Below are 21844 nucleotides of genomic sequence, written 5' to 3'. Positions count from 1 at the left end.
GGTTATCAGGGTGTTAAAAACGAGATCGCTGTTAGGAATCTAATTAGGCATTAATAGGTAAGGAATGTAATGCAAGAGTGGTTGGCGAGATCTGCTCAGAAGGAGCTCTTGTAAGTAATTATATAATATGACGTGGCTGGCTTTATTTGTTGTGTACTATAATATGATAGACTTGTGAAATTACATCCTATATATAGATTAAAGTGTGTAGATGGTGTGGACGAAGAATTACTGTTTATATAAATAAATCGACATGTATATTGGAAGTAGATAAGGTAAGGATTGTAAGGAATTGAAATTTCTATAGAGCAGAACACATTTTTATTCCGTTGTAATCTACTGACGGGTTACGATTTGACTTTTATTTCAAAATAAACCGTAAATAAATTAGTTATATAGAAATAAAAGGTGGTATATTTGCACCCGCTTAGCGACACAACTACGGTAGTTTAGTTAGGCAACACGTTCATTAACAGAGTCATATTTATCGGATTTAGATTAGTTTCAAAAAAAGATAAAAAAGATTTGTTAGTAACAAAAAAGGGTGTAAGTTTGCACCCGCTAAAAACGGCAACGTTTTTAGAAAACAAAGTTCTTTACAGATTGTTTTAATGGAGTTAGAAACGTTTTAAAAACGAGTCTAAAAAAAACTTCAAAAAAACATTGTGAGATTAAAAAAAGGGTTTTATATTTGCACCCGCTTAACGAGGAAACGAGTTAAGAAACAAAAAGAGAAATAAGTTCATTAACATATTGAATTGACAGCGTAGATAATAACTGGAAACGGTTATTATCAACAAAAAAGAATAAACCATTTTGAGTACCAACATTTAATTCCATTAGTTGTTAAAAGTAATAGTCGAAAGACTTAAAAATTTAACGATGAAGAGTTTGATCCTGGCTCAGGATGAACGCTAGCGGCAGGCTTAACACATGCAAGTCGAGGGGTAACAGGGAGCTTGCTCCGCTGACGACCGGCGCACGGGTGCGTAACGCGTATGCAATCTACCTTTTACAGGGGAATAGCCCAGAGAAATTTGGATTAATGCCTCATAGTATATTGAAGTGGCATCACTTTAATATTAAAGATTTATCGGTAAAAGATGAGCATGCGTTCTATTAGTTAGTTGGTAAGGTAACGGCTTACCAAGACTACGATAGATAGGGGCCCTGAGAGGGGGATCCCCCACACTGGTACTGAGACACGGACCAGACTCCTACGGGAGGCAGCAGTGAGGAATATTGGACAATGGGCGAGAGCCTGATCCAGCCATGCCGCGTGCAGGAAGACTGCCCTATGGGTTGTAAACTGCTTTTATACAGGAAGAAACACTGCTACGTGTAGCAGCTTGACGGTACTGTAAGAATAAGGATCGGCTAACTCCGTGCCAGCAGCCGCGGTAATACGGAGGATCCAAGCGTTATCCGGAATCATTGGGTTTAAAGGGTCCGTAGGTGGATGATTAAGTCAGAGGTGAAATCTTGCAGCTCAACTGTAAAATTGCCTTTGATACTGGTTATCTTGAGTTATTATGAAGTAGTTAGAATATGTAGTGTAGCGGTGAAATGCATAGATATTACATAGAATACCAATTGCGAAGGCAGATTACTAATAATATACTGACACTGATGGACGAAAGCGTGGGTAGCGAACAGGATTAGATACCCTGGTAGTCCACGCCGTAAACGATGGTTACTAGCTGTTCGGACTTCGGTCTGAGTGGCTAAGCGAAAGTGATAAGTAACCCACCTGGGGAGTACGTTCGCAAGAATGAAACTCAAAGGAATTGACGGGGGCCCGCACAAGCGGTGGAGCATGTGGTTTAATTCGATGATACGCGAGGAACCTTACCAGGGCTTAAATGTAGATTGACAGGACTAGAGATAGTTTTTTCTTCGGACAATTTACAAGGTGCTGCATGGTTGTCGTCAGCTCGTGCCGTGAGGTGTCAGGTTAAGTCCTATAACGAGCGCAACCCCTGTTGTTAGTTGCCAGCGAGTCAAGTCGGGAACTCTAACAAGACTGCCAGTGCAAACTGTGAGGAAGGTGGGGATGACGTCAAATCATCACGGCCCTTACGTCCTGGGCTACACACGTGCTACAATGGTAGGGACAGAGAGCAGCCACTGGGCGACCAGGAGCGAATCTATAAACCCTATCACAGTTCGGATCGGAGTCTGCAACTCGACTCCGTGAAGCTGGAATCGCTAGTAATCGCATATCAGCCATGATGCGGTGAATACGTTCCCGGGCCTTGTACACACCGCCCGTCAAGCCATGGAAGTTGGAAGTGCCTGAAGTCCGTCACCGCAAGGAGCGGCCTAGGGTAAAGTCGATAACTAGGGCTAAGTCGTAACAAGGTAGCCGTACCGGAAGGTGCGGCTGGAACACCTCCTTTCTAGAGAAAGACGACTATTGGAGTAAGATATTAAAAAGGAAAAGGGATAGTTTATTCTTAGCTGTTAATTTAAAAAACAATTTATTATAGTTAGAGTCTCATAGCTCAGCTGGTTAGAGCGCTACACTGATAATGTAGAGGTCGGCAGTTCGAGTCTGCCTGAGACTACTAAATATAATAAATAAAGGAAATTCTAGAAGCTAGAGTAGTGGTTATAAGTACTAACTGCTAACTACTAATTACTATCTACTAGTAATTGGGGGATTAGCTCAGCTGGCTAGAGCGCCTGCCTTGCACGCAGGAGGTCATCGGTTCGACTCCGATATTCTCCACAACGGCAAAAGTTGTCTGCTGATAATAACTTATCAGTGGCGATTCGCCACACGTTCATTGACATATTGAAAAAGATACATAAAAATACATTAAGATATTTGATTATGTAGTATTGCACATACTATATAAGATATATTTTAAATTAAATAATAATTCGTTGTTAATTAAAGTTTACGAGCTTTTAATTAATAACAAACTCATTAAAAAAGCAAAAAGTACAATAAGCTAAATAAGGGCGTATGGGGAATGCCTAGGCTCTCAGAGGCGATGAAGGACGTGATAAGCTGCGAAAAGTTGCGGGGATTGGCACATACAAATTGATCCGCAAATATCCGAATGGGGCAACCCACTATATTGAAGATATAGTATCCGCAAGGAGGTAAACCCGGAGAACTGAAACATCTAAGTACCCGGAGGAGAAGAAAACAAAAGTGATTCCGTAAGTAGCGGCGAGCGAACGCGGATTAGCCCAAACCAGTAATGTTACGGCATTGCTGGGGTTGTAGGACCACGACATTTGAACCATGATGAATTAGAACACTTTGGAAAGAGTGACCATAGAGGGTGATAGTCCCGTATAGGTAAAGATTGGCAAGATAGTGGTATCCTGAGTAGTGCGGGGCACGTGAAACCCTGTGTGAATTTGGCGGGACCATCCGTTAAGGCTAAATACTCCTGAGAGACCGATAGTGAACTAGTACCGTGAGGGAAAGGTGAAAAGAACCCTGAATAAGGGAGTGAAATAGATCCTGAAACCATACGCTTACAAGCGGTCGGAGCCCTTTTGGGTGACGGCGTGCCTTTTGCATAATGAGCCTACGAGTTACCGTTGCTAGCAAGGTTAAGTGATTAAGTCACGGATCCGTAGCGAAAGCGAGTCTGAATAGGGCGCTTTAGTTAGTAGTGGTAGACGCGAAACCGTGTGATCTACCCATGGGCAGGTTGAAGCTGTAGTAACATACAGTGGAGGACCGAACCGGTTGACGTTGAAAAGTCTTCGGATGACCTGTGGGTAGGGGTGAAAGGCCAATCAAACTCGGAAATAGCTCGTACTCCCCGAAATGCATTTAGGTGCAGCGTTGATATATAGTTTTATAGAGGTAGAGCTACTGATTGGATGCGGGGGCTTCACCGCCTACCAATTCCTGACAAACTCCGAATGCTATAAAATGATGATCAGCAGTGAGGGCATGGGTGCTAAGGTCCATGTCCGAGAGGGAAAGAACCCAGACCATCAGCTAAGGTCCCCAAATATATGTTAAGTTGAAAAAACGCGGTTGAACTGCTTTGACAGCTAGGATGTTGGCTTGGAAGCAGCCATTCATTTAAAGAGTGCGTAACAGCTCACTAGTCGAGCGGTTCGGCATGGATAATAATCGGGCATAAACATATTACCGAAGCTATGGATTTATAATTTATTATATCTGGTAGGGGAGCATTCTATAGGTGTAGAAGGTGTACTGTGAGGTATGCTGGAACGTATAGAAAAGAAAATGTAGGCATAAGTAACGATAATGCGGGCGAGAAACCCGCACTCCGAAAGACTAAGGTTTCCTCAGCTATGCTAATCAGCTGAGGGTTAGTCGGGACCTAACGCGAACCCGAAAGGGGTAGTGGATGGACAACAGGTTAATATTCCTGTACCTGCTCTTACTAAAAGTGACGGAGGCGTAAATTTGGTGCGAACTGACGGAATAGTTCGTTGAAGCGAGTAGTAATACCGCGATAGTACACTGAGACTACGGTCAAGGTGATAATCCAGAAAAGCGACTTCCAAGAAAAGCGAAAGAAGCAGCCCGTACCCTAAACCGACACAGGTAGTTGGGATGAGAATTCTAAGGAGCTCGAGAGATTCATGGTTAAGGAACTAGGCAAAATAGACCCGTAACTTCGGGAGAAGGGTCGCCCCACTTCGGTGGGGCCGCAGTGAAAAGGTCCAGGCGACTGTTTATCAAAAACACAGGGCTATGCTAAATTGAAAGATGACGTATATGGCCTGACACCTGCCCGGTGCTGGAAGGTTAAGTGGTGGGCTTAGAGGTTTACCTCGAAGGTCTAAAATGAAGCCCCAGTAAACGGCGGCCGTAACTATAACGGTCCTAAGGTAGCGAAATTCCTTGTCGGGTAAGTTCCGACCTGCACGAATGGTGCAACGATCTGGACACTGTCTCAACCATGAGCTCGGTGAAATTGTAGTATCGGTGAAGATGCCGATTACCCGCTGTGGGACGAAAAGACCCCGTGCACCTTTACTATAGCTTAGTATTGGTTTTGGATAAGTAATGTGTAGGATAGGTGGGAGACTTTGAAGCGGCATCGCTAGGTGTTGTGGAGTCATTGTTGAAATACCACCCTTTGCTTATCTAGAGTCTAACCTTCTTTTGAAGGGACAGTGCTTGGTGGGTAGTTTGACTGGGGTGGTCGCCTCCAAAAGAGTAACGGAGGCTTCTAAAGGTTCCCTCAGTACGGTTGGTAATCGTACGTAGAGTGCAATGGCATAAGGGAGCTTGACTGAGAGACCTACAAGTCGATCAGGTACGAAAGTAGAGCATAGTGATCCGGTGGTTCCGTATGGAAGGGCCATCGCTCAAAGGATAAAAGGTACGCCGGGGATAACAGGCTGATCTCCCCCAAGAGCTCATATCGACGGGGGGGTTTGGCACCTCGATGTCGGCTCGTCACATCCTGGGGCTGGAGAAGGTCCCAAGGGTTGGGCTGTTCGCCCATTAAAGTGGCACGCGAGCTGGGTTCAGAACGTCGTGAGACAGTTCGGTCTCTATCTACAGTGGGCGTTAGAAATTTGAGTGGATCTGTTCCTAGTACGAGAGGACCGGAATGGACCAACCTCTGGTGTATCAGTTGTTCCGCCAGGAGCATTGCTGAGTAGCTACGTTGGGAAGGGATAAGCGCTGAAAGCATATAAGCGCGAAACCCACCACAAGATGAGATTTCTTTAAAGGGTCGTGGGAGATGACCACGTTGATAGGCTATAGGTGTAAAGGCAGTAATGTCATAGCCGAGTAGTACTAATAACCCATAGGCTTATTGTATGGAAGCCCCCTCTAACTTTATAGTAATATAGAGGACAGTTACTTGCAAGAGTAATGAGGGGCGCATGTTTTTTTATTAAGTTAAAAAGAATTATTATTATAAAGTATTTTTAAAATAAAGACTATTAAGGTCCTTTTTCAATATGTTAAGATATTTGCGCATTAGCGCGGTTGATTAGATTGTAATTAATTACATCTAACGATCAACAATTTAAGGTGATTATTGCGATAGGGCTCACCTCTTACCATTCCGAACAGAGAAGTTAAGCCTATTAGCGCCGATGGTACTGCATTTGTGGGAGAGTAGGTCGTCGCCTTTTTTAAAACTAAATCCTCAACATTTATTTGTTGAGGATTTTTTTTGTTTATATACTTTTGGGGAAACTGCCCTGAATTATAATGCACAGATGGTTTTGTAATGATCTACTTCAATTATATACTTTTCAAGAAATCAAAATTTACAATATTTCTTTATAGGGTGTTCGAGCGGAGTCGAGAATAAAACCAATCATATATTTATGGTTTATTCATTTTGCAACTTCTCTTCGATATTAATGTGTTGAGGATTTTCTTTGTTTATATGCTTTTCGGAATATCAAAAATTAAAATATTTCGTTAAATGGTGTTCGAGCGGCCTCGAGAATAAAACCCTGGTTATTTTCATAATTCCCAGGCTTATGTTACTACTTTTATTTTTTTCTTCTTATAAAGCCGTTAAACGCCGTTATTCTGTAAAGTAACATTCTTGTATGTTTTTTTTGTTTTAGTGCAATTAAACCCTATTTAAACACTCTTTTTTTACTTGTCTTAATTTACTTTTTACAGATTACTTTTTATCATTTCATCTATTGGAAAAAATCGATCCATTACGCTACTAAGGAAAGAATTTTAGATTAATTTTCATAAGCTAACAAATGTCATATATAGTAAAGCGGGTTAGATGTATCTTTGTAGTGTGTTTTTTAGGAATCGATTAACCTAAAATAATTGACAATTTTTTGATTACTATTTTTTTTTAACCTTCAGCTTGTTAATTGTATTAAGCTGAAGGTTTTTTTGTGCCTTTAATTCACCTTAATTAAGCGATCGTTATAGAATAGCTTTGTCGATTCGTTTTGGTGCGATAGTATAGTTTGTTTAAGTGCTTCAAAATCTTCAGAAGACATTTCCAAATGTGTAGTAGAGAAAAATTTGTTCAATAGCGAATAATTGTTGTCGGGTGCATCGTATTCTACCGACATCACATGTATATATTCACCTGCTTTATAAAGTGTACCATCAACCTCCACATCGGTAGTTGGTTCCCACATTATATCGGCATCATGATGCTGGTTATCCTTGAAATTAATTGATAAGCCTTCGTAATCTAATTTTAAAGAATTCATAATAAAAAGGTTTTAAGTTAGTTGTTTGAAACATAGTGTTTTAAATATACAATAAAACTTTTAATTTTAGCAACTAGTATTGTTCCCTTAATATTTAAATAGATTTATAAAAAAAAGAGACTATCAAAAACTGATAGTCTCCCTAGGATAGCTATGTAAATGGAATTAAAACGTAAAAGCAATTTTCCCGCGAATATAAAATGGTGTACCTGGAGTGAAGTGAATTTCATCTACTGGTGCAACTTCGTCATATAATCTACTCTCTGTGGCAAATTGAGTTTCGTTCCATTCCGTATTAAATAAATTTTCAATAATTATACTATACGTCCAATTATTTAAAGTATAATTTACATTAAAATCTGATACGAAATATCCTTCTGCTACTATAGAATTATATTCGTTTGCAGGCCTATCGTCTATATATCTATAATTTAGTCCTCCGGAAAATCGACCCAAATTATCGAATAAAAGACCTCCAGCCGAGGTTAAATCTGGTGCTAGTGGTATGTAATTTTCTCCGTCAGGATCGTCTACACTCCTTCCGTGAGCGTAGTTAACATCCGCATATATATATAACCAATCTAAGGCTTGGTATCTTGCTCCAAAATCTATCCCTAAACGTTGCGATTTTCCACTAGGTTCTACGATGGCGGCATCTCCTACATACACAAATTCCTGTTCTAAAAACAGATACCATAAACTTGCATTTAGGGCCAATTTATCTGTCGGTTTTATAAGTGTTCCTAAATCTGCTCCATAGGCTGCAGGAAGAATAGATTTCCCGTTGTTGGCTACTACAACGCGCGTATCGTTAGAATGGAAGCCCATACCTGCCTTTAAAAATAATTGTACTTTATCGTTAAAGGAATAAATAGTATTCATTTTGGGATTTACACGCATTTTTGTTTCAGCCTTATCGCTATAGGTTTGAGATAGTTTATCTTCATATTGAAATTTAAAATAATCAATTCTCGCAGAAGGATTAAACGTCCACTTACCTGTTTTAAATTCTGTGTTTAGAAAGGCATATGTATTTACTTCGTCAATATCACCTAGTGCTTTATAATCTAGAATCGTTTTTCTGTTTAGCGTGTGGGATAATTCAACATCGTCTACATTATCATATCTAAATCCTACTCCAGCCTGATATTTAAACAAGGTGTTTTGTCCTAGTTCAATATTTCTATGTTCATATACTGTACTTGCACCGGTAGTAAGGCGTTCCTCGAATTGCCTAATTTGATCTCCATTTATTGGATCGTCTAAATAAAAGGTAAAATTAGAGAAGAGTTCAAAATTATATTGAGAGACGTAAGCCGATGTTTTAAATGACTTATCGTTGTCTATAACTTTTGTGTGATTTAACAGCACGTTGGTTCTGCTTGTTTCTCCACCTTCTGTGTCGTCTATGGCTCCAAAACGATCAATACTACCATCGTCTATAGCACGTTGAGGAATTTGACCTGACGCATCCCATTTACTTTGAAAATGCGATAGTGTTAAACTCAACTCTTGATCTCCTGCTAATTTATAATTATAACGCCCCATGACATTTATTCTACTAAAATTTTGAGGAGAATCGAATGGGCCATCTGTTAAAGACAATTCTGAGGCAATATAGGCGCTACTCTTATCGGTGTCCAATACATTAAACATTCCCATAAGTCGGTTGGTGTTAAATTGACCTGCTTCTATTGAGATGTAATTGTTATTCAGTCTTTCTTTAAGACCTAAACTCACATATCCTGCCGTTGTAAAGTTTCCTTGATCTGCATAATAAGTCCCTTTTCCAAAGTTTATATTGTCTATAGTTTCTGGGATTACAAAGTGCAAATCTGAATAGCCTTGACCATGAGCGTGCGATACCATGTTTACAGGTAACCCGTCTACAGTTAGATTAACATCCGTTCCATGGTCGATATCGAAACCTCTTAAAAATATTTGTTCTGCTTTTCCGCCACCAGCGTGCTGACCAATAATTAATCCTGGAACTTTTCTTAAAATTTCTTGAGACGATTTTACAGGACTTGCTTGAACATCTACATCTACAAATTTGCTAAACGCGTTTATTTCTGCAACCAATCTCACTTGATTCAAAGAAATATTGGCATCGTTTAAGGTTATAATAATTGGAGTGTTTAAATTATCCTGAGTTACAACTATAGTCCTAGGTTCATATCCCAAGCGAGATATATAAATAGTGTCGCTTACTTTAGTTTTATTTAAAGAAAAAGATCCTGTTGTTGAAGAATGCGTGTGTATTTGTGTGGATTTATTAAAGATACTAACTTCTTCTACTGGCTTATTTTCGGTATTAAATATTTTTCCGGAGACTTGTTGCGCATACATTATACAGGTAAGCAATATAAATGCTACTGATAAATAGTGTTTCATTGTTTCATAATTTGGTTGTCCTCCAACTACAGAGGAGTTAATACTAGAAAGTGGTCAATATCTAGACGCTTTTAAACATAAAAAAGCACCCTAATTTTAGACGGTTTGCAAATACTTACGCAAAATATCTAATTAAGGTTTTAAACTGACTAAAATAAATTATAAAATGTGTTGTGTAGGCGGTTTGTATACTTATAAGTTATACGTTTGAGTAATTAAAAATCTAAATTAAGTTATTTTGGGCGCGAGTTAAATGGATATTGCCTATGCCCAGCAAATTTGTTTGTAAAGTAAGCCGTAACAAGTAAAATTACAACGCCAATAAGTACGGGGTTTATAACATATAGAAAGCCTAAGCTTTTAATTTGAGTGCTTCCAGTTACTGCGATAAGGGCAGTTGCTCCTCCCGGAGGATGCATTGTTTTTGTGATTTGCATGATAACAATGGCAAGTGATACGGCTAGAGCACAGGCTAACCAACTCAAGTTCGGATGCGGAATTAATTTCGCGATACACACGCCTATAATTGCACTTAATACATGTCCGCCAACTAAGTTTCTAGGTTGCGCCAACGGACTACTAGTTTCACCATAAATAAGTACAGCCGATGCCCCAAATGAACCAATTAAGAACGTATTATCTAAAGACGTTAGGGTTAAAGTTTGTAAGCTACCTATTAAAGCAATTCCTGTAAAAGCACCAATAAACGACCATAAATGATCTATAGGATTTATTACGGTTTGCTTTATTACTATAATTCTCGCTTTGCGGTAGGTGTTACGTTTATTTCGTTTTTTGGTCATAAAATGAAGTTATTTCGTTTTAAAAAAATAGCATTATGTTGGTCTAAACAGAGAAGTATAAAATGTAGCATAGCGATATGGCGGAAACAAATATCCACAGTGTTGTAGCGAACGCCATAGGTTTCCATCCTGTTGTTTTTAAATCTGAAACCGACATGGTAGTTCCCACTAAAAATAGAGTAACCACAAGTAAATGTTTAGAAATTGAAACAAAAGATGTTGTTAGGGTGTCTGGAAGTAGATTAGCACTGTGTATTAAAATAGCTACAATAAACAATAATATAAAAAGTGGAAATTTTATTTTCTGACCACTATTTTTAAATAAAAACATAGAGACGATAGACATTGGAATAATCCATAAGGTTCTAGACAATTTTACCGTAGTAGCTATTTTTAAAGCGTCTTCACCATAACTAAGTGCGGCACCAACCACAGAGCTTGTATCGTGAATGGCCACTGCACACCACAATCCAAATTGATGCTGATTTAATCCGAAGAAATGTCCTAAGTACGGGAAGATTACTAAGGCTATAGCATTTAAAAAGAATACGACACCAAGTGCCATAGTTATGGTTTTCGTGTCTGCCTTAATAATGGGTGATATGGCCGCGATGGCACTACCGCCACAAATGGAAGTTCCTGATGTTATCAGGTGACCCAGTGATTTATCTAAGTGTAAATATTTTGCTAATAGAAGACCAAAACTCACAGTTAAGAGCACACAAAATAAAGTCAGTCCAAAACTAGAAATACTTGTTTGTATGGTTTCTACAAGTGCCATTCCAAATCCCAATCCTATAACTGCAATTTTCAGTAAGAAATTAATGCTTTTCTGACTCTTTTCTAAAAAAGGATGTTTGAAAAATAAGGTAAAAACAAATCCCAATCCTAAAGCCATCGGACTAGAGATTTGCCCAGCTAACGCAAGTGCGATAACTGCGAAAAAATAGATTTTAGATAGATGCGTTTTCATTGTTTCCTAATTTGAAACAAAGATACAACGAGGTTATGCTTTTTTTGAGATGAAAAAAGTTATAGGCAATAACTTTTAGTTATGATTAAGTTTTATGAGTTTCTCGAAAAAGTCTTTAGTTTTAGACTGAAACCCTTGTCGGGAAACAAAATAAAACCAGCGTTCAAAATTAAAATCCTGTATGTCTATTACTTTTAATTTATTGTTTAATAAATCGTCGCTAACCGAATGTATAGACAATAAGGCATAACTTTTAGAATGGTATAAATAATTTTTAATGGCAATAGTACTGTGTAAAGTTACATGCGATTTTAATTGCTTAATGCCATATTCGCTTAATTTTTTGTAGATAATTTCTCGCGTTCCAGAACCATGTTCCCGTTCGACCATGGGTAAGTTTTCTAAATCGCTTAACTGTAAGACACCTGTTTTAAATTTGGGATTGTTAACATGGGTAACCAACACAATTTCATCTTTTATAAATTTCTCGTATTGTAATTGTTTATTGTGGCTACTTCCTTCAATAATACCAAAATCTAATTGTAAGCTTGTTATTAAATGTTCAATATGTTCGGTGTTTCCACTTATAAGTTGCACCGTTGTATTGGGCGTGTTTTTTTGTGATTTTGCTAAAATTTGAGGGAGAATAAAATCGGCTAAAGTCGTACTTGCTCCAAATTTTATTAGTTTTTGTTCGTTTTGGTCTAAGGTTAAAAAATGGTTGTCTAATTCGGCATGAAGTGCCAGAATTTTTTCAGCATATTCTAAAAAATCAAGTCCATCGGGAGTCAGTTCTATATTATTTCCTAAACGAATAAAAAATGTTTTTTTGTAAGTATCTTCTAGAGTTCGAATGGTTTTAGAAACTGCAGGTTGCGATAAATTTAAAATTTCGGCAGATTTTGTAAAGCTTAAATTTAAAGCGACTTCTTTGAATATTTTAAATTTAACTTTCATAAGTATGTTAAAGAATTATATGGTAACCGTTCGGATTTAAATTAATTTTAAAAGCAAAAATCGGCTTGAAATACATCCAAACCGATTTTGTAATTGTACTATGCTGAATCCTTTATTACATGGTTTCAAGACTCTTAAAACTTTCAATGTTGGCAGCCTGAATTACGTTGTCTAAGTTACTAGTGTCAATACCGTTAATATAATCTGCTGGGACAATAACAACTCTAAAAAACTGATTTTGCGTATAACTACTATCTAATGTATTAAGATCGAAATCTGCAGTTAAGAAAATTCTATAATCAGTGTCAGTAAAATCATAGTTATAAGTTAACATGCCTCCACCATCTAAATATTCTGTTTGTGGTACAAGTCTCCAGATTTCTTGACCGTTTAAGGTTTCCCAAGATATATACACTAAAACAACGTCTGAAGGAACGATGTCAAATCCGTATCCTTCCTGAATTTGGAAGCCATTTGCAGAAGTAAAGTTACGTTCAATTTCAAAAGCTACTCCAACATCTCCGTCAACGCCATCGCGTCCTGGAGGTCCTTGGTCTCCTTCACAAGATGTAAATACTAAGGCTAAACAAAATAGGGCTATAATATGTTTCATAAATTCAATTTTTTAGGACGATTAAGCTCGTCATTTTAATTTAAAATTAAGATTAATTAATCGAAAAGGCAACTAATTGGGAATTTTTGGGAATTTTTTATTTCGTCTTGAATTTTTTTTAACTAACATATAAGTCGGTAATGAATTAATAAGCACAGCTACTTTATTAAAATTAATAATCTTTTTTATTCATGCTTCTTATGTTATGTTTCGCAGGTATTATTATGGTTTAGTTTTGATGTTTCTGCATTATATTTTTAATGATAAATGAATTAAAATCTCTATAGTTTTAATTTATATTGAGGTGCTTGTTTGTTAGATCTAATTTTATGGGGACACATTAATATTTTATTTAAGGTGTAATATAAGTGAAGAATTTCCCGAAATTGAAGAGCTAGAACAGGTCAGAAATAAGAATAAAGTGTATTTTAATAAAGGAAAAATAATTATAAAGATGATTTTAATGAACATCAACATATATTTGTTAGCATCTAAATTAAGTTATGGCACTTAGGTGTTCCATATTTTTGTTTAATGATTCATCTTATTGAAATTTTATAACGGTATTACCAATGAAAAAAATTACTATACTATTATTATGTTTAGGGCTTTGGGCGTGTAACTCGTCTGAAAAAAAAGAGAAGGAAGTGGTCGAAGAAGAAGTGTCTCCTTTTATATTTAAAGACGACATTTTAAAATTGAAATACACCGATTATGTTTTAGACCGAAAAGTGGAATCTGATATTGAAACTTGGGATAAATTTAAAGAATTGGAAGTTGTGATGTCTCAATTAAAATCTGGAGATGTATCCTATTTTCAAGGGACTTCTAAATCTATAGAGACTTTGCTAAAAGAAGTGGTAAACGGGATTCCAGAAGTGGTAAACACACCTTCAATACAAGCTCGTTTTTTAAGTCTCGAAACCAAAATGCTGAAATTACAGAGTGTTCTAAGTTTACGAGATATTCCTAAAGAGGAACAATTACAAAACGTAAAAGAAACCCTGATTGCATATTCTAATCTCAATTTACAAATCAATAAAAAATACGAGAAGGATTCTCAAAATATAGAAAAGCCATGATAAACTTAAAACATGTGTTTGCTTCAGTATTTCTAATCTTTTTTGTTGTTGTAAATACCAATGCTCAAGATTTAAAATCAGATGCATTTCATAATCACGATAAAATCAAGCAAGCCATTGCTCTAAATCTAGATGCTTGGCATAAAGCGGCTGCCGATGCCAATTTTAATTCTTATTTTAACTTAATGACAACCGATGCTGTTTTTGTGGGAACGGATGCTAGTGAACATTGGGAACTTGAGGCTTTTAAAGCATATAGCAAGCCTCATTTTGATAAAGGAAGCGCGTGGACGTTTACTGCTTTAGAACGACATATATTTCTGGGTGATGCTCATATTGCTTGGTTCGACGAGTTGTTAAACACCCAAATGGGTGTGTGTCGTGGTTCTGGAGTTATGAAATTTGACGGTCAGTCTTGGAAAGTTGCCCACTACGTCCTTTCTGCGACCATTCCAAACGATAAAATGAATGCTGTTATTCCTTTAAAGAGAACAGAAGATTCTATTATAATTAAATCGTTTACCGATTAATTTGTTCTAAAACCTAACCGTAACAATATGAAATATTTTTATGTTATTTTATTTTTATGCTCTCTGTCAACTTTCGCTCAAGATTCTATAGTTGAACAAAAGGGAAAAGCTAAGGCAGAAAAGAAAGTAAAAACTGTAATTATTCCAACCATTACTTATAATAACAGTTTCGGAACCATGTTTGGAGCTATGGGTTCTGGTTTCTATAAATTAAACCCAAAAGACACGATTTCTCCAATTTCTAAATCTATGATTATTGGTACGTACAGTACTAATAAAACATGGATGGTTATTATACCCAATACCTTTTATTTTAATGAAGATAAACAGCGGGCAAAATTTGTAGTAGGAACGGGGTCTGTTAATTTTCAAACGTATGTAGATTGGGGCGATTTTCTTGAGTTTTTACCAGATGATATTTTTAATGTAATACAGCCGGAAGGCGAGTTTGTCGGGTATAATAATTCGTTTCAATTTGCGTTTGCAGAGTTTGTAACCGAAGTGTATAAGAAACTATATGTAGGAGGACACTTATTGTACTCTCATAATCTTACCGATTTCGACACGGCTTTAAAAAAAGATGAAGAAAATAATTTATTTGGTTTTGGTTTAGCATCGGTTTACGATACACGAGATAACCAAATGAGGCCCTTAACAGGAATGAATGCAAAATTAAGTACAATGCATTTTCTTACTGGTTTAGGGAGTACTTCAAATTATTCTAATATAAATATGGAGTACAACAAGTATTATCCCATGCAAGAGACAAATACAATGTTGTTAAGAGGTTATGCTCAAATAGCAATTGGAGATGTTCCGTTTTCCGGACAGAATGTTTTAGGGAGAGACGATTTAAGAGGATACTCTAACGGTAAATTTAGAGCCGATCAAGTGTACGATGTACAGACGGAATATAGACATGCTTTAAATAAAAAATGGGGTTATGTTGCTTTTGCTGGTTTGGCAACTGCCATTAATACAGTTAGTGATGTAAGTCTAGATAATACTTTGCCTGCAATGGGAGCAGGAATACGTTATTTGGCTATACCAAAGGCAAATATTAATATTGGTTTCGATGCTGCTGTTGGACGAGACGATTGGGGTGTGTATTTTAGAATTGGAGAAGCATTTACCAGGTAAACGGTTGTTGTTTGTTTTTGTTATTTTATTAATATTTAACGTTAAAACTATTATATCTTTAAAATTAAGTTAGGTTAATTGCTTAATATTTAGTAAGTTTAAGATTAATCTAAAAATTTATTATTATGGGTATTAAGAGTTTTGTAGGAGCCAGGAAGAAACAAAATCTGGAAATAGAGCATGTTGCTGTTCGAGTTTGCGATTATATGAGCCGAGAATTAATTACGTTTAAGCCAGAAGAAATGGTTGAAGATGTTATAGACAAATTAATAGCAAATAGGATTTCGGGAGGTCCAGTAGTTAATGATAATTACGAATTAATAGGAATCATTTCGGAAGGAGATTGTTTAAAGCAAATTAGTGATAGTAGATATTACAATATGCCTATGGAACAACACAAAGTGGAAACACGCATGATAAGAGATGTTGAAACTATAGATGGGAATATGAACATCTTCGATGCTGCTAATAAGTTTTTGGAATCTAAACGTCGTCGTTTTCCTATAGTTATAGACGGTAAATTAGCTGGGCAAATTAGTCAGAAGGATATTTTAAAGGCAGCACTGACATTAAAAGGTCATAATTGGAAATAAACAGATAATTAACTGTCTCGTTTTACTAGTGCATAATAGTCACCTTCTAAAGGTAAATACCCTTGATTGTATACAAAGTAATACGTGGTTCCTGCCTTTGTAATATATATACTTGTAAATAAATTAAAATCGAACCCTAAATTAAGTAGCTTTAATTTAGTGGTTTTCGTTTTCTGATCAGGATTTAAAGTTTCTAAAATCCGCCAATTCTTACGTAATTTGTTGTTTGTGTTTCTAATTAAATTTTTAGAATCCTTGTTTATCTGGTTATTATAGGCATTTCTGCAGTAATCGTTGCAAAACTTTTTGTCCGATCGCCCAATTATTTTTTCACCACATTCTAAACAAGATTTATCCATTTTTATAATTTAAAACATTTTAGATACGCCTAGAGCTAACACCCAAGAGTCGTAAGCATCAAAACGTACATCATAACCTACAGCAGCACCAAGCTCGAAGGCATTGGGTAGCTCTAAGCTATATTCTACTTCGCCTCGTATTAGGAATAAGTCTTCTTCTTTTGCAAATTCTTCTCCAACCCCTAACATAAAAGTAAAGTGTTCTCCAGGTTTATAAGCAGCCATTAAAGCAGGAGCAATAGGCAATTCACGTTCTAGAATTTCAATTTCCCCATCTTCTCCTTCTTCATGCACTTCATAAGTTTCCAAAATAAAATCTGTATGAAGTCCAATTCCCCATGTTTTATTTATCCAGTAATTGTAGTTTAAACTAACCATAGGCACAACAAGCCACTTTTTACCTTCAGCATGACTGCCTTGATAAATATGAGCATGTCCAATCATTGCTCCAATTTGATGGCGATGAAAATGTTCTCCTTCTTCATGTCCTAATTCTATATCGTGTTCTGTTTCATATTCTTGCGCATAGCTTGTATACGTTGCTAATTGAAGTAGAATCAAAAAAAGTAGAATGTTTTTCATGGTTGGTTTATTTTGCAATAAAGTTAAATAATTATTGAATGAGTCGTTTAAAATTTCAAATAATTTTTTGAAAAAGTGGAGCTCTTATTATACTATTCTTATCCGTTTACAAACGACTACAATCGTGTGTAAGTGAGTTTAAATAGTTATAAACCGACTGTTATTTAAGTGTCATCGCATCTTTGTAATGTCTTAAAACACTAAGACAGGTATTAACTGTTTAACATTAAAATTTATAATTATGAGCACGCTTAGAAACAAAGTACAGTTGATTGGAAACTTAGGAAACAATCCAGAAATTATTAATTTAGAATCCGGGACCACGCTAGCGAAATTCTCTCTAGCAACTAACGAAAGTTATAAAAATAAAGCCGGAGAAAAAGTTACAGATACCCAATGGCACAATGTGGTGGCCTGGGGAGCAACAGCCAAATTGGTAGAAAATTATTTAACTAAAGGAAAGGAAGTGGCTATAGATGGTAAATTAACATCTAGAAGCTACGATACCAAAGACGGTGAAAAACGATTTGTTACAGAAATTGTTTGTAATGAAATCGTAATGATGGGGAAATAACGAAGATAAAACTAGGGGGTGATTCTTAAAAGAGTCATCCCCTTATTTTATACTCCTTTTTTTCTTCTTTTTACGTTTCTCACGAAAAATCTGAAACAACATATATATGGTAAATAAAATAAGTATGGGTAAAATAATAACGAGATCTATTCTTTTAAAAACATAATCTTGTGCGTTGGCCCAATTCATTACCAATATTTCCCAAATAATAAAAAGGAGCCAGCATATACCCAATATTATTTTAGACGATTTTTTTTTCATGATTACTATGTTTATATAATCCTACTTTTCTTTCTTCAAAGCAATTATTGCAAGCGCAGTGTATTTTAATAATTAGTAATTCGCCCTCTATTTATGTCTGTTTTTAAGTGTAATTGCACCATTTTATAACCCACAATAGTTATTGAAATTTCAGTAGACTTTATTCAAAATAAAGAATAGAGCATATTATGCATTAAAATAGACCTATAAATTGCTTTAATTTAAATTTACACAAAATTTGTATAACTATGATAGGCTTTTGGCTAACCTTTAGTATTTTTATGAAAAATAAAGAAGTTAAAACATGTCAGTACAACCAAAATTAACTCGATTTAATCAGAATGTATTATCTAAATATCAGATATACAATAGTATTTTCATGACGTTACCGTTTGATTCTATTACCAAAACGGGTGTCTTATTACCACTTTTTCATGAAACTTGTGAGAAAGGATTCCAAAATGGAGATAACCCCTCGATGATTGTAGAATCGTTTTTTGAAAAATACCAAGCGAGACGATCAGACGAAAGTCAAATCAATTTATTATTCAGATTTATTCAATATATAGAAAGACAAGTTGTTTTATTTGACGCTATTGAAGATGCTGCTTTCCCTGTTGTAAACAATATGGACGGGATTGGAACACTTAGAAGCTTAAAGGAAACGGCAAGTTCAGAAAACAAAACAGAACTTTTAAGACAATATCTTGAAGAGTTTAAAGTACGAATTGTACTTACGGCTCACCCAACACAGTTTTATCCAGGTTCTGTTCTAGGAATTATTACCGATTTAACGGCGGCTATTCAAGAAAACGATTTGTTATTAATAAACGATTTGTTAGCGCAGTTAGGGAAAACACCGTTCTTTAAGCATAAAAAGCCATCGCCTTACGATGAAGCTATTAGCTTAATTTGGTACCTAGAGAATGTGTTTTATTATTCATTTGGTTCGATATACGACTATATCCAGCAAAATATTTTCGATAATAAAGAAATAGATAATGATATTTTAAATATCGGATTCTGGCCAGGAGGTGATCGTGATGGAAACCCTTTTGTAACGCCGGAAATTACACTTAAAGTGTCTGAACGTTTAAAGCAAGCGGTCTTGAAAAATTATTATCGCGATGCCCGCCGATTAAAACGTAGACTAACCTTTGTTGGTGTGGAAGAACGTATTTCTTTTATCGAAGAGAAACTATACAAACAAATGATTGATACGTCTGGGGAATCTTTTATCACCTTAGACCAATTAAATTCTGAGTTAGAGGCAATTATTGCGACCTTATCGGAAAAGCATCAATCACTTTATGTGACCGAAGTTAAAAGCTTCATGAACAAAATTAAATTATTCGGATTCCATTTTGCTTCTTTAGATATCAGACAGGATAGTCGTGCGCACGATCAGGTATTTACAGATATGGTAGAGGCTGTAATAGCTTCAGGAAGTGATATTTTCCCTAAAGATTATAATCAGCTTTCAGAAAAAGAACAAGTAGCTATTTTATCTAAAGTCGAAGGCTCTGTAGATATGTCTATTTTCGAAGGAGAAGATGTATTAAAGACCTTAAACTCTATGGTTGCGATTAAGCATATTCAAGATTATAACGGAGAAAGAGCTGCGAATCGTTATATTATTAGTAACAACCAAACCACATTAAACGTAATGCAATTATTTGCCATGTTAAAGCTTGTGGCTTTCCATGACAAATTAACTGTTGATATTGGTCCGTTGTTTGAGACTATTACAGATTTAGAGAATGCACATACCGTTATGGAAGAGTTGTACACAAATCCTGCATATAGTGCACACTTAAAATCTAGAGGTAATAAACAAACCATAATGTTAGGTTTTTCTGATGGGACAAAAGATGGTGGTTATTTAATGGCAAACTGGGCTATATTTAAAGCTAAAGAGCGTTTAACCGAAATCTCTAGAAAATATGATGTTACCGTGTTATTCTTTGATGGACGTGGCGGACCTCCTGCTCGTGGTGGAGGAAAAACACACCAATTTTATGCATCATTAGGACCGACAATTGAAGATAAAGAAGTACAACTTACCATACAAGGACAAACCATTAGTTCTAATTTCGGAACTTTAGATTCGTCTCAATATAATTTAGAACAATTAATAAGTTCAGGAATTCATAATCGCTTAAACGATACCAATGCGGCAATGACCGCGGATAATACAGTCGTGATGAACGACCTGGCCGAAATTAGTTTTAAAACCTATGTAGATTTTAAAAATCACAAGATGTTTGTACCATATTTAGAACGTATGAGTACCTTAAAATACTATGCAAAAACTAATATTGGTAGTCGTCCGTCTAAACGAGGAAAGTCAGATGCCTTAGTTTTCGAAGATTTAAGAGCTATTCCTTTTGTTGGATCTTGGAGCCAGTTAAAACAAAATGTACCTGGATTCTTTGGAGTCGGGACTGCATTAAAGAAATATGATGATGCAGGTGAATTTGATAAAGTAAAAGCACTTTACAATTCGTCAAGTTTCTTTAAAACATTAATCGAAAATAGTATGATGTCATTGTCTAAATCATTTTTCGATTTAACAAAATACATGTCAGAAGATCCTGAGTTTGGTGAATTTTGGAATATTATTCATGACGAATATTTAATTACAAAAGAGCTGTTGTTAAAACTTACGGGTTACAAAGTGTTGATGGAAGACGAACCAGCTGGTAAAGCATCTATCGATCTTAGAGAATCTATGGTTTTACCTTTATTAACCATTCAGCAATTTGCTTTAAGAAAAATCCAAGAGTTAGAAAAGGCAGAAGTAAGAGACGAAGAACAAATTAAAATTTACGAAAATTTAGTAACACGTTCGTTATTCGGAAATATTAATGCGAGTAGAAATTCGGCTTAAATGCTTGATTTAGATATAACAAAAAAGCCTCAAAATTTTAATTTTGAGGCTTTTTTAATTTTGTTGGGTATGTATTAGTTGGAAATACTACCAATCTCAAATTAACCCTTCTTAAACCTCTTATTATATTAGACATCTATTTATCTGACCTTCAAAATTTCCTTTAAAAATTTAGTTAATTACCTATGTTTGGCATTTATGACAACTTAATGTTAAGTTTTGTTAAAATAGTGTGTTTTTTTGTTAAAATAGTATATGATTTTCGAGTTTTTTAGGTGAATCATTTAATATTTTATTTATAATTTAGAGATCCTAAATAGAAATTCTGAAATCACCAAAAAAAAATAATAGTCTAAACTCCTTTGTTATTCAATTGAAGAATGGTGAAAGAATATCTTTTGAAGTACTTTTTAAAGTTTATCATGACAAGCTTCTTCACATAGCAAAAGGATATTTAGGGTCTATTGAGGATGCGGAAGAGGTGGTTCAAAACGTGTTTTTGAAAATTTGGGAGCGAAAAGAAAATCTTAATCAAATAGTTAGTATAAATAACTATCTCTTCACTATGACTAAAAATGCATGCTTTGATCAGATAAAGCACAATAAAGTCAAAAATTCATTTTCAGAAAGCTATTATCAAGAAAAAAATGATATTCAATATCTTTTTATGATTGATATAACAGCATCTGCGCTTTTAGAAAAAGAATTGGATATAAGAATACAAGAGGCTATTAAAGCACTACCTAGCAAGTGTAGACATGTTTTTGAAAAAAGCAGATTAGATGGTATGAAACATTCAGAAATAGCTGATGTTCTGAATATTTCAAAAAGAACAGTGGATAATCATATTTCGAATGCCTTAAAACTTATGAGGCTGCACTTAAAGGAGTTTTTAACTCTACTTCTATAATTTTTTTATTTTTTTA

The 21844-nt window shown here is 35.6% G+C and carries 15 protein-coding genes, 2 tRNA genes and 3 rRNA genes; 12 read left to right on the top strand and 8 right to left on the bottom strand.

What is annotated here, in order from left to right:
* Window positions 1-879: 879 nt before the first annotated feature.
* The 5 genes from ACKC83_RS04245 (at window position 880) to rrf (ending at window position 6102) form a co-directional block, all read left to right on the top strand.
* Window positions 880-2399 (top strand): 16S ribosomal RNA (locus ACKC83_RS04245).
* A 94-nt stretch (window positions 2400-2493) separates the two neighbouring features.
* Window positions 2494-2567: transfer RNA gene (locus ACKC83_RS04240), tRNA-Ile, on the top strand.
* A gap of 90 nt (window positions 2568-2657) precedes the next feature.
* Window positions 2658-2731, top strand: a tRNA-Ala gene (locus ACKC83_RS04235).
* Between the two features lie 219 nt (window positions 2732-2950).
* A 23S ribosomal RNA gene (locus ACKC83_RS04230) occupies window positions 2951-5782 on the top strand.
* Between the two features lie 212 nt (window positions 5783-5994).
* A 5S ribosomal RNA gene (gene rrf, locus ACKC83_RS04225) occupies window positions 5995-6102 on the top strand.
* Together the 16S, 23S and 5S rRNA genes with 2 tRNA genes alongside form the textbook arrangement of a ribosomal RNA operon.
* A 744-nt stretch (window positions 6103-6846) precedes the next feature.
* Here rrf and ACKC83_RS04220 read toward each other — a convergent pair.
* The 6 genes from ACKC83_RS04220 to ACKC83_RS04195 all read right to left on the bottom strand — a co-directional run bounded on the left by ACKC83_RS04220 (window position 6847) and on the right by ACKC83_RS04195 (window position 12907).
* Complete coding sequence (locus tag ACKC83_RS04220) at window positions 6847-7167, bottom strand: hypothetical protein (RefSeq protein WP_434037131.1); 321 nt, start codon at window positions 7165-7167, stop codon at window positions 6847-6849.
* 165 nt (window positions 7168-7332) lie between these two features.
* The gene (locus tag ACKC83_RS04215) at window positions 7333-9561 is read right to left on the bottom strand and encodes a TonB-dependent receptor (protein WP_434037130.1); all 2229 of its coding nucleotides are present in this window, start codon (window positions 9559-9561) and stop codon (window positions 7333-7335) included.
* Between the two features lie 233 nt (window positions 9562-9794).
* Window positions 9795-10364 (bottom strand): HPP family protein, encoded by a 570-nt coding sequence (locus ACKC83_RS04210; RefSeq protein ID WP_434037129.1) that lies wholly within the window; start codon window positions 10362-10364, stop codon window positions 9795-9797.
* Between the two features lie 43 nt (window positions 10365-10407).
* Window positions 10408-11337 (bottom strand): YeiH family protein, encoded by a 930-nt coding sequence (locus tag ACKC83_RS04205; protein WP_414036460.1) that lies wholly within the window; start codon window positions 11335-11337, stop codon window positions 10408-10410.
* A 75-nt stretch (window positions 11338-11412) separates the two neighbouring features.
* Window positions 11413-12294 (bottom strand): LysR family transcriptional regulator, encoded by an 882-nt coding sequence (locus ACKC83_RS04200; protein WP_414036461.1) that lies wholly within the window; start codon window positions 12292-12294, stop codon window positions 11413-11415.
* Between the two features lie 115 nt (window positions 12295-12409).
* Window positions 12410-12907, bottom strand: coding sequence for a hypothetical protein (locus ACKC83_RS04195; protein ID WP_434037128.1), 498 nt, complete (start codon window positions 12905-12907; stop codon window positions 12410-12412).
* Window positions 12908-13479: 572 nt separating this feature from the next.
* Between ACKC83_RS04195 and ACKC83_RS04190 the strand changes: the two genes are divergently transcribed.
* The 4 genes from ACKC83_RS04190 (at window position 13480) to ACKC83_RS04175 (ending at window position 16252) form a co-directional block, all read left to right on the top strand.
* On the top strand, window positions 13480-13989 hold the full coding sequence (locus tag ACKC83_RS04190; protein ID WP_434037127.1) for a hypothetical protein: 510 nt from the start codon (window positions 13480-13482) through the stop codon (window positions 13987-13989).
* Window positions 13986-14519 (top strand): nuclear transport factor 2 family protein, encoded by a 534-nt coding sequence (locus tag ACKC83_RS04185; RefSeq protein WP_434037126.1) that lies wholly within the window; start codon window positions 13986-13988, stop codon window positions 14517-14519. The genes ACKC83_RS04190 and ACKC83_RS04185 overlap by 4 nt, the downstream gene beginning before the upstream one ends.
* Before the next feature lie 27 nt (window positions 14520-14546).
* Window positions 14547-15659 carry a BamA/TamA family outer membrane protein gene (locus tag ACKC83_RS04180; protein ID WP_434037125.1) on the top strand — a complete coding sequence of 371 codons (1113 nt, stop codon included), beginning with the start codon at window positions 14547-14549 and terminating at the stop codon, window positions 15657-15659.
* A 125-nt stretch (window positions 15660-15784) separates the two neighbouring features.
* Window positions 15785-16252 (top strand): CBS domain-containing protein, encoded by a 468-nt coding sequence (locus ACKC83_RS04175; protein WP_414036466.1) that lies wholly within the window; start codon window positions 15785-15787, stop codon window positions 16250-16252.
* Between the two features lie 8 nt (window positions 16253-16260).
* Here ACKC83_RS04175 and ACKC83_RS04170 read toward each other — a convergent pair whose 3' ends face one another.
* Window positions 16261-16611 carry a hypothetical protein gene (locus ACKC83_RS04170; protein ID WP_414036467.1) on the bottom strand — a complete coding sequence of 117 codons (351 nt, stop codon included), beginning with the start codon at window positions 16609-16611 and terminating at the stop codon, window positions 16261-16263.
* Window positions 16612-16620: 9 nt separating this feature from the next.
* Window positions 16621-17193, bottom strand: a complete 573-nt coding sequence (locus ACKC83_RS04165) for a hypothetical protein (RefSeq protein WP_434037124.1) — start codon at window positions 17191-17193, stop codon at window positions 16621-16623.
* A gap of 241 nt (window positions 17194-17434) precedes the next feature.
* Between ACKC83_RS04165 and ACKC83_RS04160 the strand changes: the two genes are divergently transcribed.
* The 3 genes from ACKC83_RS04160 to ACKC83_RS04150 all read left to right on the top strand — a co-directional run bounded on the left by ACKC83_RS04160 (window position 17435) and on the right by ACKC83_RS04150 (window position 21828).
* On the top strand, window positions 17435-17767 hold the full coding sequence (locus ACKC83_RS04160; protein WP_414036469.1) for a single-stranded DNA-binding protein: 333 nt from the start codon (window positions 17435-17437) through the stop codon (window positions 17765-17767).
* A gap of 565 nt (window positions 17768-18332) precedes the next feature.
* The gene (locus ACKC83_RS04155; RefSeq protein ID WP_434037123.1) at window positions 18333-20918 is read left to right on the top strand and encodes a phosphoenolpyruvate carboxylase; all 2586 of its coding nucleotides are present in this window, start codon (window positions 18333-18335) and stop codon (window positions 20916-20918) included.
* A gap of 316 nt (window positions 20919-21234) precedes the next feature.
* Window positions 21235-21828 carry an RNA polymerase sigma-70 factor gene (locus tag ACKC83_RS04150; protein WP_434037759.1) on the top strand — a complete coding sequence of 198 codons (594 nt, stop codon included), beginning with the start codon at window positions 21235-21237 and terminating at the stop codon, window positions 21826-21828.
* Window positions 21829-21844: the final 16 nt, after the last annotated feature.

This window comes from Formosa bonchosmolovskayae (genome assembly GCF_051016085.1).
In the GTDB taxonomy this organism is placed as follows: Bacteria; Bacteroidota; Bacteroidia; order Flavobacteriales; family Flavobacteriaceae; genus Formosa.
Note: the sequence above shows the minus strand (reverse complement) of the source record. Positions and strands in the feature narration are given on the sequence as shown.

What these genes read in the sequence shown, in the direction of transcription:
- ACKC83_RS04155 (WP_434037123.1), top strand. Translation starts at nt 18,333, where the DNA reads ATGTCAGTACAACCAAAATTAACTCGATTTAATCAGAATGTATTATCT.
- ACKC83_RS04175 (WP_414036466.1), top strand. Translation starts at nt 15,785, where the DNA reads ATGGGTATTAAGAGTTTTGTAGGAGCCAGGAAGAAACAAAATCTGGAA.
- ACKC83_RS04165 (WP_434037124.1), bottom strand. Translation starts at nt 17,193, where the DNA reads ATGAAAAACATTCTACTTTTTTTGATTCTACTTCAATTAGCAACGTAT.
- ACKC83_RS04210 (WP_434037129.1), bottom strand. Translation starts at nt 10,364, where the DNA reads ATGACCAAAAAACGAAATAAACGTAACACCTACCGCAAAGCGAGAATT.
- ACKC83_RS04220 (WP_434037131.1), bottom strand. Translation starts at nt 7,167, where the DNA reads ATGAATTCTTTAAAATTAGATTACGAAGGCTTATCAATTAATTTCAAG.
- ACKC83_RS04170 (WP_414036467.1), bottom strand. Translation starts at nt 16,611, where the DNA reads ATGGATAAATCTTGTTTAGAATGTGGTGAAAAAATAATTGGGCGATCG.
- ACKC83_RS04215 (WP_434037130.1), bottom strand. Translation starts at nt 9,561, where the DNA reads ATGAAACACTATTTATCAGTAGCATTTATATTGCTTACCTGTATAATG.
- ACKC83_RS04190 (WP_434037127.1), top strand. Translation starts at nt 13,480, where the DNA reads ATGAAAAAAATTACTATACTATTATTATGTTTAGGGCTTTGGGCGTGT.
- ACKC83_RS04205 (WP_414036460.1), bottom strand. Translation starts at nt 11,337, where the DNA reads ATGAAAACGCATCTATCTAAAATCTATTTTTTCGCAGTTATCGCACTT.
- ACKC83_RS04200 (WP_414036461.1), bottom strand. Translation starts at nt 12,294, where the DNA reads ATGAAAGTTAAATTTAAAATATTCAAAGAAGTCGCTTTAAATTTAAGC.
- ACKC83_RS04185 (WP_434037126.1), top strand. Translation starts at nt 13,986, where the DNA reads ATGATAAACTTAAAACATGTGTTTGCTTCAGTATTTCTAATCTTTTTT.
- ACKC83_RS04160 (WP_414036469.1), top strand. Translation starts at nt 17,435, where the DNA reads ATGAGCACGCTTAGAAACAAAGTACAGTTGATTGGAAACTTAGGAAAC.
- ACKC83_RS04195 (WP_434037128.1), bottom strand. Translation starts at nt 12,907, where the DNA reads ATGAAACATATTATAGCCCTATTTTGTTTAGCCTTAGTATTTACATCT.
- ACKC83_RS04180 (WP_434037125.1), top strand. Translation starts at nt 14,547, where the DNA reads ATGAAATATTTTTATGTTATTTTATTTTTATGCTCTCTGTCAACTTTC.